We start from the raw sequence: 14,172 nt of genomic DNA on the forward strand, positions 1-14,172 counted from the left end.
AAACTGATATACTAACACGCACCAAATCACAAGTTACAGGCTGTCATTTGAAGTCTAATTTGGGTATTTTAGATCATCAGAGCTCTATTGCGCCAACTTTTGCTGCAACATAACAAGGCTTGCTATTTTTTGACATCACTTTCCATTTTATGGGTGATTTGGATAAGTTTTAACTTTTTTAATTATTAGCCAATCGATGGGCATATTAGCTTGCTCATGCGACAAATTTATTGCCTCTTAGTCGTATTTATTTTATTTGACATCATGAATCACACCACCGCCATAATCATCATCACCGTCATCATCAGCCTTATCGCTTGGCAAAATCGCACACTCATGGGACGGTTGATTTTTGACCCCATTTCCATCACGCGCTTCAAGCAGTATGATCGCTTCGTCACGCACGGCTTTATTCATGCGGACGGCATGCACCTGCTTTTTAATATGTTTACGCTGTACTTCTTTGGACGTGTGATTGAGCAGTTTTATATCAGTCGATTCGGTTCATTGGGCTTTGTGGGGTTTTATGTGCTGGCCATCGTCGCTGCCATCATCCCAACCTACCTAAAAAATAAAAACAACTCACGCTATCTGGGGCTTGGCGCATCAGGCGCTGTCTCAGCTGTATTGTTTAGCTTTATTTTATTTGCGCCGTGGGAGACTTTGTATTTCTTTGGAATCCTGCCCACTCCTGCCATTATCTTTGCGGTGCTTTATACAGCTTATAGCATCTATGCAGATCGCCGCGGCACAGGTAATGTCAATCATTCAGCGCATCTATATGGCGCGGCATTCGGTGTCATCGCCACCATTCTCATTGAACCAAAATTGGCGATGCATTTCGTTTCAGCATTATTAAGCCCAAGATTTTAATATGATTTATGACATCATCGGCGACATCCACGGGCAGGTGGATAAGCTATTAGGATTATTGGATAAATTGGGCTATCGACACGATGGTAGTAGCCACATCGCACCGCCAAATCATAAGGCCATCTTCGTGGGTGATTTTATCGATCGTGGCGACGCTCAGCTTGAGACGCTGGGTATTGTCTTTGACATGATTGACAATCATCAAGCACTGGGAATGATGGGCAATCATGAATATAACGCCATCGGTTACGCCACCACGGACGATCAAGGCAAGCGCATCTACAACCCCACGCCACGCCAGCATGAGACACATCAGGTATTCTTGGAAGCGGTTGGCGAAGGCTCGGCGCTGCACCAGCATTGGCTTAATCGATTCTTTGAATTGCCACTGTGGTTAGAACTAGATGGCTGCCTAATCATCCACGCCTGCCCCGATGCTAAGGCGATGACAAACCTTATGCCTTATCTGCATGATAATCGCCTAAGCCCAAATGATTTTAAAGATCTACCTAAGATTGCCCATCAGAACATCCTAAAAATCCTAACAGGCGTACAAGCACACCTACCCGATGGCGTGTTCATCAAAGACGGTCTGGGGCATCTACGCCAAGACGTGCGCGTCAAATGGTGGAAAGATGATTTAAATCAGCCTGTCGTGAAGCTGTCTGCCGCGAGCAACTGTGACCTATCAACACTGCCTAACGATCTGGTTTGCCCCATTGATTTTACGCTTGGTACTGATAAGCCTGTCATCATCGGACATTATTGGCTGACAGGCGACTCTGCGCCGCTGTCGGATCAGGTGATTTGTACAGACTATTCTGCAGGCAAAGACGGCTATCTGACTACCTATCAATTTGACACAGACAATCCAAGACTATCTGCTGAGAACTTTGTGCAGTTTTATGGATAAAATTCGCTAAGTTTGTGCTGTTAGCGACAGCTTTTGTGGTGATTTTTTGTTATAATAATGCGTTTAATCACTCTATTTTTTAAGGAAAATTATGTCTAGCCAAGCCCAACCTGCTGCTGCCATATCACCAGCTGGCGCACCAAAAGTCGGCATCATCATGGGCAGCCAATCTGACTGGGCAACCATGGTTGAAGCTGCGGATGTATTAACACAATTTGGCGTGCCTTTTGAGTGCGAAGTCGTCTCTGCACATCGCACACCAGATAAGCTATTCGACTACGCCAAATCCGCCAAAGAGCGTGGCTTATCCATCATCATCGCAGGGGCAGGCGGTGCCGCTCATCTGCCTGGTATGTGCGCGTCACAGACCGATCTTCCTGTATTAGGCGTACCTATCAAATCATCCACCCTATCAGGCTGGGACAGCCTGCTGTCAATCGTACAGATGCCGCGCGGCGTATCGGTCGGCACACTCGCGATTGGTGGTGCTGGTGCTTATAACGCTGGACTGCTGGCGGTGCAGATGCTTGCCATTCACGATGAAGCTCTGGGCAAGAAAGTCAGCGAATTTCGCGCAAAGCAAACCCAAAGCATCCTTGACAACCCAACGCCTGGCATCATCGGCTAACCACCCCAAAAACTGCCCTTCACTGGGCGATTTTTTGCGTTAATTCTTATAAAATTTACACTAAATTTATGTCAAATGTGCGATAATAGCCGCCAAATTTTATCATTTTATTATTGATTAAAGAGACCATCATGACTACACTTGCTCCCGTTCGCACCATCGGCATCTTTGGCGGTGGTCAATTAGGTCTTATGCTTGCCAATGCTGCGCGTCCGCTTGGTATTCGTAGTGTCTTTTTGGAAGATGCGCCAAACTGCCCTGGGGCACTTGCAGGTGAAGTCATGACCAACGCTGACTATGATAAATTTGCCAATGTGTGTGACACTTTCACGCTAGAATTTGAGAATACACCGTTGTCATCAGCGCAAAGCATCGAATCTCATGCCAAGCTATACCCGCCATCACAGGCATTATTCATCGCCCAAGACCGCCTAAACGAGAAAAACTTATTCAATGAACTTGGCATTACTACTGTGCCATTTTTAGCGGTGAATTCCCAAGATGAGCTGAATGTAGCCTGCGAGAAACTTGGCTTGCCGCTGGTACTAAAGACCACTCGTGGCGGCTATGACGGTAAAGGGCAATTCGTTATTCGCACTCAAGATGACATTAAGGCAGCCTGGGCAGAGCTTGGTGACGCCACCAAGAGCGCACCGTTAATCGCTGAGGGCTTTATTAATTTTAGCCGCGAAGTGTCATTAATCGCCGTGCGCGCCCAAGATGGTGACATCCGCTATTACCCACTGGTTGAGAACACTCATCACAACGGCATCCTCGCCAAGACTGTCGCCCCTGCACCAAGCGCTGAGCACCTCAATGAACAAGCCCAAAGCAGCATCAAAAAACTGCTCGAGCATCTAAATTACGTGGGCGTCATGACTTTAGAATTATTCGTGACAGACTCAGGACTGATCGCCAACGAGATCGCCCCACGCGTGCATAACTCTGGACATTGGTCGATTGAAGGCGCGGTGTGCAGCCAGTTTGAAAACCACATGCGCGCGGTGACAGGCCTACCATTAGGTAGCACTGACATCATCAAGCCATCCGTCATGCTAAATGTCATCGGCAAATACCCAAACCTACAAGACGTACTGGCGATTGACGGTGTGCATTTTCATCATTATCACAAAGATGAGCGAGACGGTCGTAAGATTGGGCATATCACGGTAATGTGTGATGAGCTTGAAGAGACTGTTCTAAAAGTTGAGCAATTATTAAAATAACACCACCAAGGGTATACTACTGCCCTTTTTTTTATCTTATGAATATCTACATAGACGCCGACGCCATTCCCGCCATCGCCAAAGAGCTCATCATTAAGACCGCCAACCGCACAGACGTTATGGCAATCTTCGTGGCGAACAATTTTATCAAACTCCCGCCATCCCCACACCTGAACATGGTGGTCGTATCACAAGGCTTTGATGTGGCGGACAATTACATCGTCGATAACACTCAAGCAGGCGATCTAGTCATCACATCTGACATTCCTCTTGCTAATGATGTACTGGAAAAAGGCGCTAGAGTTCTGACTTCACGAGGCGAGGAATTTACCCTAAATAACATCAAACCCAAATTAAATGCTCGGGATTTTATGGAGTCGCTTCGTGGCACGAACGTGCTGGACCCTAAGCAGATGGGCGGACAAAAATCATACAGTGACAAAGACAAAATCGCCTTCGCCAATGGTCTTAATCGCCTTGTCAAAGCCAAAACCCAACCTAACCCAAAAACTACCCGCATCAATCACGAAACAGAAATTGTAAAAATATTTGCAAATTCCTGCATCTGTGACAAGCTATTTTTAAAAAATTAAGGCATAATAAAGGGCAAAATTTTCACCTCAAAAATCACACGCTTTTTGGCACTTTAAAATAAAAATACGAACAGGACGCTCACAACCGCCATGTTAGAAACTTGGACAAAAGAACTCGTCATCCAACGCTTGCTCGCGCTCACTTTGCTTACCATTTTGATCATTCTGTGTTTTCAAGTGGTGCATTTTTTTATTTCGCCTGCGATTTGGGCGGCAATTTTGGCGTACATCACCTTTCCTTTGTATCGTTTTTTTCATCAAAAAGTCCATCTTAGCCCAACCATCAGCGCACTGATCATGACCGCCTGTGTGTCTTTGATGATCGGCGTGCCTTTGGTGGTGGGTGTGTTTTTCTTACAACAAGAAGTCATCAATTTCTACAGCATGGCGATTCACCGACTGCAGGCAGGCTATGTTGATCTACCTGACAGCATCAAAGATCTGCCCGTGATCGGTCAGCAGGTCAAAAACCTCCTGTGGGAAATCAACAAAGACCCTGAGGCCTCTATGGCAGCGGTGCGTAACTGGGTTCAGTCGCATCTATATTATGGCAAAATTGCGTTTGATGCCGTTCTTAAGAACCTTACCAAACTGGGCATGGCACTTATGACGCTGTTTTTCTTTTATCGTGATGGCACCAGCCTCATGCGCCAAATTCGTCAAGCACTACGTAATATCATCGGCGATCGCATCGATGATTACATCAACTCTGTCGGCGCAACCACGCAAGCCGTCATCTATGGCATCGGTCTGACTGCTCTGGCTCAGGCGCTATTGGCAGGTCTTGGCTATGTCGTGGCAGGTGCACCGAACCCGATTCTGCTGACTTTGGTTACTTTTGTGGTGGCATTAATTCCTTTTGGTACGCCTTTTGCATGGGGTGCGGTGGCACTGTGGCTACTGTCTCAGGGTCATACCACCGAAAGCATCGGTCTTGTCCTGTGGGGCATCTTGGTCATCAGCTGGGTGGATAATCTCATTCGCCCCATCGTCATCAGTGGCGCGACCAAGATTCCATTTATTATTATCTTTATCGGTGTGCTTGGTGGCTTGACCGCATTCGGCTTCGTTGGTCTGTTCATCGGCCCTGTCTTACTGGCAATCGGACTTGCGGTGTGGCGCGAATGGATCAGCCAGCACAAGAACGAGATCTTCGCTGCCAAAGACGGTCACTTTGCCGTGGCAGATGGTGAAGGTTTATTGGCTGATACAACACCGAAGCCAATTTTAAACGAAGACAAATTGGACGATTAATCATGACTCATGCCATCACCATCTTAGCCGATGAAAATATCGCCAATATCGATGATTATCTGTCGCATCATGACATCGACGTCATTAAGCTAAAAGGTCGCGACATCAATCAAGCCGCCATTGATACCCATCGCCCGCATGCTCTGTTCATCCGCTCCGTCACGCCGATTCATCAAGGCAGCATTCAGGATTTTGGTGATGTGCGCTTCATTGGCTCAGCGACCATTGGCACAGATCATGTGGATACAGACTATCTGGCAGAACGTGGTATTAGCTTTACCAATGCCAAAGGGTGTAGCAAGCATTCGGTGGCTCAGTATGTCATCACTTCCATTCTCACACTTCATCCAGATAGTGTACATCAACCGATCACACTTGGCATCATCGGCCTTGGCAATATTGGCTCAACATTGGCGCATTATGCCCATGAGCTAAATTGGCAAGTGCTGGGTCATGATCCATTTTTGGCAGCTTCAGCCATAAACAACAGCAGCCTTGATGATGCACTTAGCAGAAGCGATGTCGTTAGCATTCATACGCCGCTGACACACACCGGCGAGAACCCCACCCATGAGATGCTAAGTGCTGACAACCTATCCAAATTAAAAAACAACACCCTACTCATCAACACCGCCCGTGGCGAGATCATCAATCAAGATGATCTATTAAACAACATTCGCACCAAAAATCTACAAGCGGTTCTGGATGTATTCCCCCATGAGCCTCACATTGATCAAGTGTTATTAGACCATCTTGACATCACCACACCGCACATCGCAGGCTATACCCTAGAAGGCAAGCTTCGTGGCACGGACATGATTTATCAGGCGTTCTGTCAAGAATTTGGCTTACCAGTTATTCAGCAAATTAATCCATTACTGCCTGATAATCCTTATAAATGGCCTGATTTTTTGGCGGGTGTTCGAAGTCAACCTGGGCAGACCCTAAATAACTATTATGACATTGCCAAAGATGATCGCGATCTGCGTGCAGTTGCCAATGATGGTGTGCACCCTGCTGATTTTGACCATCTTAGAAAAACCTACAACCTACGCCGTGAATGGCTATCTTAAGCAGCACATAACATGAGCTACAAACCCACCCAAACCCTCGCCCAAGCCCAAAGTCGCGCCGCCATACTCTTCGCCATTCGTCAGTTCTTTGCTGATAAAGGCGTGATGGAGGTGACCACGCCGATATTATCCAATGCCAGCAATACTGATACTTTCATAGAATCGGTTGTGGCGCATTTTCATCAATTGGGCAAACCCACCACGGGCTACCTGCACACCTCACCTGAGTTTGCAATGAAAAGACTGCTCGCAACTTGGCAAGTACCGATTTATCAGATCTGTCAGGTCTTTCGGGACAATGAGCGTGGCACGAAGCATAACATCGAATTTACCATGTTAGAATGGTATCGTCCGCATTTTAGCTTGGATGATTTGGCTGAAGAATTAAGACAGCTGATTAGCGTTGTCATGGATAAGCCCATCGCCTTTAGGAAGCTAAGCTATGCCGATAGCTTCTCACCTCTTGGGATTCATCCGTACAGAGATTCGATCGAAGCCTTTAAGGCATGTGCCATCGCTCACGAAATTCACCTAGACATGGCAGATGACAGACAAGGGTGGTTGGATTTATTATTCAGCCATCTAATTGAGCCGGACTTGGGTAAAGATGTGCCGACATTGGTGGTGGATTACCCGCTTGCCACCGCTGCACTTGCCAAGGCAGAGCACGACGCGGAAGGGCACTTGGTGGCGAAGCGCTTTGAATTGTATATCGATGGCATTGAGATTGCCAACGCCTATGATGAGCTGGCTGATGGCGACGAGCTATACGCCAGATTCACCTCAGATAATGCACAGCGGCAACAACTGGGCCTGCCCATCATGCCGATAGACAAGCACCTCATCGCTGCCTGTGATGAGATACCGCCATGTAGTGGCATCGCCCTAGGCGTGGACAGACTACTCATGGTGCGCGATCGACTGCCAAGCATCAACCACGCCATCGCCATTACTACAGATAAGGCGTAATAATTAACGCTCAAGAACTCCTCTCGCCCATTCGATGACAGGCAGATCAACCATCCTGCCCTGCACAGAGAACACCGCCTCACCTGTCGCCTCGTGATGATCTAACACCGCCTTGGCAAAGCCAAGCATCGCATCATCGTGGGCGGTGGCGCGGCGAATGGGTGCGATCTGCTTAGGGTGAATGACAAGCTGACCATCAAAACCAAAATCTTTGGCGAATTTGGCGAATTTACCTACGCCGTCATCATCATTAAAATCTACAAAGATCGTCTCAATCGGCGCATTAAGTTCATTCACCGCAGAATGCAGTAATAAATCAGCACGAATCCTATCCAATACCACCTTAGATGCTGGCGTATCAAGTGTCATGCCAAGCGATTTTGCCAAATCCAGACAGCCATAAGTCATCGTCAGCAATCCAGTCGCAGTGGCCATGCTGTCAATATTTAGGACACCCTTGGCTGTCTCAATGACCGCGATGATGGGCAGATTGGTCGCTTGATGCAGCGCTGTGATTGACAGAGCAGATTCTGCCTTTGGCAATAACACGCCTACCACATGATCGAGCGTCTGAATCATGGCAACATCATGCGCATAATCAGCGGTATGGGCGGCATTGATGCGTAGCCAGTATGACTGATTGACAGCTTTATCGAATTCTTGCAATGACGATCTTACCGCATCCTTATTCCAAGCCTCTACTGCATCCTCTAGATCGATAATGACATGATCGGCATCGCCATCTAGCGCCTTGGATGCTCGATCCAAACGCGTGGCAGGGACAAATAGGTAAGTCTTAAAGGCATTATTCATAGCTCTTCCATCATGAGTTGTTGGCGTCTTTAGAGCTTTACCTTATCACATTCATGACGGACTGTAAATTATCGACTGCTATGGTCGCTGCGATTTGTATCAATTGCAATAAAAACGCCGCACAATAATAATCGTGCGGCTTTTTGTTGGGTATAATTTACCCAAAGCACCATTCAAAAGGCTCAATCATCACTGTATCGCCCGCCTTTACACCCGTGCAATCACATGGCAGTACAAGCAAGCAATTGGCATGGCTCATCTGCTTGACTCGATGGGAATCTTGAGCACCTAATGGCTTGACACTCAATCGACCACTATCAAAAACAAATACCGCTCTTAGGAATTCTTGGCGCGTGCCTTTTTTGGTGATGTCTGTCTGGCAGACAGCAGGCATTGCCGAGGCGTACGGCAGATCATGACTGGCACACCCTGACAGTTGCCAAAGTGCAGGACGCACGAACTGTAGCATCCCAACTATGGTGGATAATGGATTGCCCGGTAGACCAAAATACAGCACCGGTTTATCAGCTCGATGAAACTCACCAAATACAAATGGCTTGCCCGGCTTCATGTTCACCTTATAATGATGCACCCGACCGAGCTGACCGACAACTTCAGTAAGATAATCATAATCACCCACCGACACGCCAGCACTTGAGATGATGACATCACATTCATCGATGGCGCGCTGTACTGCTGCCTTGGTCTGATCTAGGTCATCAAAAATGATGCCATAATCACGCACCTGCACCGGCAGACGAGCAAGTAGCGCCTTAATGGTTGGCGTGTTCGAGTTATAAATATTAGCAAGGCTTGGCAGACTCTCACCCACAGCAACCAGCTCATCTCCTGTCGCAATCACGCCTACAGTCAGTGGCTGACACACTAAGACACTTGCCACACCAAGACTGGCTAACAAGCTGATGTCTGCAGGGTTAAGCCGCTTACCAACATCAAGTAAAGCTTCACCCTTAGTGATCTCTTCGCCTTGTCGTCTGATGTTCGACCCCGCCGTCGCTACCTGTGTTAACGTCACAGCATAAGGGAAGTCCGCAATCGATTGATAATCGGTGTTCTCCTGCATCACCACGGTATCAGCATCACTAGGTACGACCGCCCCTGTAAAGATTCGCACCGCTTGATTAGTCTGAATCTGCCCTGTAAATGGCGAACCTGCGCAAGACTCGCCAATCACTTCAAAGGCGGTCTGATCTGATAAATCAGAACCTGCACCAAGCGCAAAGCCATCCATCGCAGATAGGTTCTGTCTAGGTACATCAAAATCAGCCACTACCTGCTCTGCTAAAATACATCCCAGCGCATCATCAAGCTGGCAGGTGTGTACAGGACGTGGGTGCGCCTGCGCGTGATCATGCGCGCGCAAGCTGATGGCTTGTTTTAGGTCTTTGACAGGTATTAAGGACATGTGACTCCCCAGAATTTGATTAATGACACATTCGGATGAATTACTGAATAATTAGCCACGATACACGTTTTCTTGATTAACATCAATCTCAATGCCTACGATGTCGGCATTTTGTTTTAGGGTGTATAGATAATCAATCAGCCCATGATGGAACGCTTCTTGTGCCAAGCGGTTGCGAATCATTGGTAGCACCTCATCGAATGACAGCCCTTTACCATCCATACGGCTCAATACCTCCACGACGTGCATCCCATAACGCGTCTCAATAGGGCTTGGAGCAAGCCCTATTGGTAGTGCGAATACTGCTTTTTCAAATTCAGGTACAGTCGCGCCCTTTTGTAGGATGCCCAATTCACCGCCTTCCGTCTTAGATGGACAGGCAGAATGTTGCATCGCCAGTGTGATGAATTCTGCTGCTGGGTTGGTGCTGGACTTGATGACATCAATTATCTCATAAGCGCGTTTTTTAAGTTCGATGCGCTCTTCGCCTTCTTCTGGTGGACAAGCCAACAGAATATGGCGCACGTTCATCACAGGTGGCGTACTAAATTCCGACTTATTAAATTCATAATATTGGCGGCAATTGTCTTCGGTGGGCGTGTTGGCTTTGACATTTTTGGCGATGAGTTTTGAGATTGCCAATTCATCATCTACCTCCCACTCTCCTGCAAGCTCCTCATCCTCAAGCACCGCTTGACGCAATAATTCACGGATAACGAGCGCCTGCGCTGATAAGAACAGCGCCTCATCTTGGCTATTCGCTGGATGATACTGCACTTCTTCACCGATGGCTTTTTCGCTAATCTCCACGCCATTGACATAGATGCTAGGCACAGTCTGTCTGGATGATGCGATGAGATTGCTGTGATTAGATTTTTCTTCAGCCAATGCTCGTTCGATAAGCTTAGCATCCGATGATAGGCGCTTTAGGTCGTCAGAAGTTGGCATGACACGAATGCCATCATCTTCAAAATCATGATGGGCTTTGGAAGCTGGTTCTTGGACTTGCACCAAATCAGACGTTGATGCCGGTGCTTGCTCTGGATTTTTTGGGTTGTAGGCTTGGACAGTCATGAGGAATTCCCCTAAGATTGGTTTTGGATTATTATTCTCCTTTCTGTGACAATTTGCTATACTCCTTTGGTTTTAGATTGATAAAAATCAATTTTGAGCACATAAAAAAACACCGCAAGCTGGCTGGAAATCTTGCGGTGAAAAGGATGTGTCGTTTATTATTATTGTTATTCTTTTGGGTTACTGCGACGTTTTTTGACGAACGATCTGACAACGTCTACCCAAGTACCAGATTGGTGCTGAGATAATGTGAATCAGACGCGTGAACGGCACCAATAGGATCAGCGTTGTTCCTAGGAACATGTGCAGCTTATAGATCAGTCCGGCATCTTGTACCAAAGATGCTGCATAGACAGGTCTTAAGATCACAAGGTTCTGCGCCCAGCCTGCCAGTGATACCATGAGCGCGCCATCTTTGTGTTCAGGATAAGAAAAAATCGTACCCAGACCCATCAAAAGCTGCACAAGGATAATGACAAGTAGCATCTTATCGCTGAACGTCGAAGTATGGCTGACACGCGCATCGGTAAAGCGTCGCCAGATCAGCATCAGCAGACCGATCAGACACATTACGCCTGCGATACCACCGACGATGACCGCCAGAAGCTGCTTCTGAGGTGCGGTAATGATACGCTCATAGACGAAATGCGGCGTCATCATACCAAAGAAATGCCCCAATAACACCACGATGATACCAACGTGGAATAAGTTGCTCGCCACACGCATATAACCATCAGACAGCATTTGGCTTGAGCCTGCACGCCATGTGTACTGCGATAGATCGAATCTCGCCCAACAGCCCAAAATACACACCGTCAAGGCGATATAAGGATAAATACCGAACAAAAAGACATGAAGCCAATTCTCGGGGGTCGTTGCTGTGATTGCTGCTGCTATCATGATAACACTCCTTCGTCAGCGTTTTTATTGGTTTTAAAATCCACCCAATGCACAGGGATTTCGCTTGTCTTTTGGGCTTGTCTTGCCAAGGTCTCGGCAATGCGAATGTCGGTTTGGCTTGACGGACAGCGTTCTTCTTGCTTTGCCGCCAAAAAGTCCACGGCTTCTTCTTCCCATTCTTTGTCAATGGCATCAAAAGTCGTATCATCTACCTTGTCTTTGCCCATCTTGGCAAGCTCATCATCAATGACAGTCAAAGGCTTGCCTGCAATTTGCAATAACGCCTTAAACAGCCCAGCATAACTACTGCCTTTGTCCACCAGTCTCGCCCCCAGTAGAGCGATGATGTGGCTAACATCAGCAATCTCCATGCGAATCTCAACGTCATCTGCAAAGCCTGCCTTATAAGACAAAAATTCTAGATACATGGGCAAATAGTCGGGCAATTCTTTGACATCAATGGCAAAGCCCACCTGTTCATACTGCCCCATCAAATCCACCATCGCCTGCCCACGGTCTCGGCTCTCACCATGCACGTGTTCAAATAGCCAAAGCGACAACGAACGCCCACGCTCAAACAGACTGTCATACGCCGACTGAGCCTCAATCAAGCCTTTGCTTGATAACTCATCAACAAAGGCGTTAATCTCTTGGCGAACCTCGGGGCTGATGAGCTTTGATGTTGCCACAATGTCTTTGCACGTATCTAGCGTATCATCGGCAAACAACTCATCAGACGGATAATCCATAAGCAGGCTTATCACTTTTAATAATTTAAAATCAAGATGATTCATACTAGCCCCCATCAGTTGTCCCACGTCTGCACGGTCTCAATCATCTCACGGCGATTGGACTTACGCTGACCGAACATACTGACATCATTACCGCCTGTACAGCCATTACCAAAAGTAAAGCCACAGCCGTTTTTGTCGGCAAAGGCATCAGACAACGCCTCTTCACGGTGAGCGGTCGGAATGACAAAGCGGTCTTCGTAGTTGGCGATTGCCAAATAGCGGTACATCTCTTCGACTTGGTGTTTGGTCAAGCCCACGTCATCAAGCACCGCTTGGCTTTCAACCTTATCGACAAGTTGCATACGCTTATAAGAACGCATGGCAAGCAGACGTTTTAGGGCAAGTTTGACAGGCACTTCATCGCCAGCGGTCAACATATTGGCAAGGTATTTGACAGGGATACGCAGACTATCCACATCAGGGATAAGCCCGTCCATGCCCACTTTGCCCGCTTGTGCAGCATTTTGGATTGGCGATAGCGGTGGCACATACCATACCATCGGCAAGGTGCGATATTCTGGGTGCAAAGGCAAGGCAAGTTGCCAATCCATCGCCAGTTTGTACACAGGTGATTTTTGGGCGGCCTCGATGACACTCATCGGCACGCCGTCTTTTAGAGCTTGCTCAATGACGGCAGGGTCATTGGGGTCTAAGAACACATCAAGCTGGGCTTTGTACAAATCTTTTTCGTTCGGGGTGCTGGCGGCTTCTTTGATTTTGTCGGCATCATACAAAAGCACGCCAAGATAGCGAATACGCCCCACACACGTCTCAGAACAGATGGTTGGCTGACCTGACTCAATGCGTGGATAGCAGAAAATACATTTTTCGGATTTGCCTGATTTCCAGTTATAATAAATCTTCTTATAAGGACAGCCCGAGATACACATACGCCAGCCACGGCATTTGTCTTGGTCGATAAGCACAATGCCATCTTCTTCACGCTTATAAATCGCTCCCGATGGACACGACGCCACACACGTTGGGTTAAGGCAATGCTCGCACAAGCGTGGTAAGTACATCATAAAGGTGTTTTCGTACTCACCATAAATGTCGGCTTGGACTTGGTCAAAGTTCTTATCGGCACGGCGTTTGGCAAATTCAGAGCCTAGGATTTCTTCCCAGTTTGGTCCCCATTCGATTTTTTGGATACGCTTGCCTGTGATGAGCGAGCGTGGGCGTGCAATCGGCTGATGGTCGCCTAATGGGGCGGTGTGCAGGTGCTGATAGTCAAAGTCAAACGGCTCATAATAGTCGTCAAGCGTTGGCAAATCAGGGTTGGCAAAGATATTGGCAAGCACACGGAATTTACCGCCAATGCGTGGGTTGATGGAGCCGTTGGCATTACGAATCCAACCCCCCTTCCATTTTTCTTGGTTTTCCCACTCTTTGGGGTAGCCGATACCAGGCTTGGACTCTACATTGTTAAACCATGCGTATTCCATGCCTTCACGGCTTGTCCAGACGTTTTTGCAGGTAACAGAGCAGGTGTGGCAACCGATACATTTATCAAGGTTTAACACCATGCCAACTTGTGAGCGAATTTTCATAGGATTCCCCTTATGCCTAGTTCTTTTTAATTAATTTAAAAGAACATCGGTAGGTCAAAATTTGGTTTAGTTTATCCCTTTTGTCA

13 protein-coding genes and 1 pseudogene are annotated in these 14,172 nt (G+C 47.4%); 8 read left to right on the forward strand and 6 right to left on the reverse strand.

Translation table 11 applies throughout. The features are described from left to right. Window positions 1-264 precede the first annotated feature (264 nt). The 8 genes and pseudogenes from DYD54_RS08765 (at window position 265) to epmA (ending at window position 7,529) form a co-directional block, all read left to right on the forward strand. A complete protein-coding gene (locus DYD54_RS08765; protein WP_063515031.1) occupies window positions 265-873 on the forward strand; it encodes a rhomboid family intramembrane serine protease in 609 nt (202 codons plus the stop codon). A gap of 1 nt (window position 874) precedes the next feature. Then, a complete protein-coding gene (locus DYD54_RS08770) occupies window positions 875-1,786 on the forward strand; it encodes a metallophosphoesterase (protein ID WP_063514578.1) in 912 nt (303 codons plus the stop codon). Between the two features lie 91 nt (window positions 1,787-1,877). After that, window positions 1,878-2,414 carry a 5-(carboxyamino)imidazole ribonucleotide mutase gene (purE, locus tag DYD54_RS08775; RefSeq protein WP_063514579.1) on the forward strand — a complete coding sequence of 179 codons (537 nt, stop codon included), beginning with the start codon at window positions 1,878-1,880 and terminating at the stop codon, window positions 2,412-2,414. A 131-nt stretch (window positions 2,415-2,545) separates the two neighbouring features. Continuing rightward, a complete protein-coding gene (locus DYD54_RS08780) occupies window positions 2,546-3,640 on the forward strand; it encodes a 5-(carboxyamino)imidazole ribonucleotide synthase (protein ID WP_063514580.1) in 1,095 nt (364 codons plus the stop codon). 38 nt (window positions 3,641-3,678) lie between these two features. Further along, window positions 3,679-4,125, forward strand: a pseudogene (locus DYD54_RS08785) (YaiI/YqxD family protein); the annotation flags it as partial. Between the two features lie 198 nt (window positions 4,126-4,323). After that, complete coding sequence (locus tag DYD54_RS08790) at window positions 4,324-5,487, forward strand: AI-2E family transporter (protein WP_063514581.1); 1,164 nt, start codon at window positions 4,324-4,326, stop codon at window positions 5,485-5,487. A gap of 2 nt (window positions 5,488-5,489) precedes the next feature. Then, the gene (locus tag DYD54_RS08795) at window positions 5,490-6,560 is read left to right on the forward strand and encodes a 4-phosphoerythronate dehydrogenase (protein WP_063514582.1); all 1,071 of its coding nucleotides are present in this window, start codon (window positions 5,490-5,492) and stop codon (window positions 6,558-6,560) included. 12 nt (window positions 6,561-6,572) lie between these two features. Next, window positions 6,573-7,529: an EF-P lysine aminoacylase EpmA gene (gene epmA, locus DYD54_RS08800; RefSeq protein ID WP_063514583.1), complete on the forward strand. Its 957-nt coding sequence runs from the start codon at window positions 6,573-6,575 to the stop codon at window positions 7,527-7,529. 3 nt (window positions 7,530-7,532) lie between these two features. On the opposite strand, the gene DYD54_RS08805 is transcribed toward epmA, so the two are convergent. From DYD54_RS08805 to narH, 6 genes are all read right to left on the reverse strand, one after another. Next, complete coding sequence (locus tag DYD54_RS08805) at window positions 7,533-8,342, reverse strand: HpcH/HpaI aldolase/citrate lyase family protein (RefSeq protein ID WP_063514584.1); 810 nt, start codon at window positions 8,340-8,342, stop codon at window positions 7,533-7,535. A gap of 157 nt (window positions 8,343-8,499) precedes the next feature. Continuing rightward, window positions 8,500-9,768 carry a molybdopterin molybdotransferase MoeA gene (locus tag DYD54_RS08810; protein WP_063514585.1) on the reverse strand — a complete coding sequence of 423 codons (1,269 nt, stop codon included), beginning with the start codon at window positions 9,766-9,768 and terminating at the stop codon, window positions 8,500-8,502. Window positions 9,769-9,819: 51 nt separating this feature from the next. Beyond that, on the reverse strand, window positions 9,820-10,842 hold the full coding sequence (locus DYD54_RS08815; protein WP_084260682.1) for a peptidylprolyl isomerase: 1,023 nt from the start codon (window positions 10,840-10,842) through the stop codon (window positions 9,820-9,822). Window positions 10,843-11,022: 180 nt separating this feature from the next. Then, the gene (narI, locus tag DYD54_RS08820; protein WP_172459610.1) at window positions 11,023-11,727 is read right to left on the reverse strand and encodes a respiratory nitrate reductase subunit gamma; all 705 of its coding nucleotides are present in this window, start codon (window positions 11,725-11,727) and stop codon (window positions 11,023-11,025) included. Window positions 11,728-11,738: 11 nt separating this feature from the next. Further along, window positions 11,739-12,536 carry a nitrate reductase molybdenum cofactor assembly chaperone gene (gene narJ / locus DYD54_RS08825; RefSeq protein ID WP_063514587.1) on the reverse strand — a complete coding sequence of 266 codons (798 nt, stop codon included), beginning with the start codon at window positions 12,534-12,536 and terminating at the stop codon, window positions 11,739-11,741. 11 nt (window positions 12,537-12,547) lie between these two features. Next, a complete protein-coding gene (narH, locus tag DYD54_RS08830) occupies window positions 12,548-14,086 on the reverse strand; it encodes a nitrate reductase subunit beta (protein ID WP_063514588.1) in 1,539 nt (512 codons plus the stop codon). Window positions 14,087-14,172 lie beyond the last annotated feature (86 nt).

Source organism: Moraxella ovis (genome assembly GCF_900453105.1).
GTDB lineage: Bacteria > Pseudomonadota > Gammaproteobacteria > Pseudomonadales > Moraxellaceae > Moraxella > Moraxella ovis.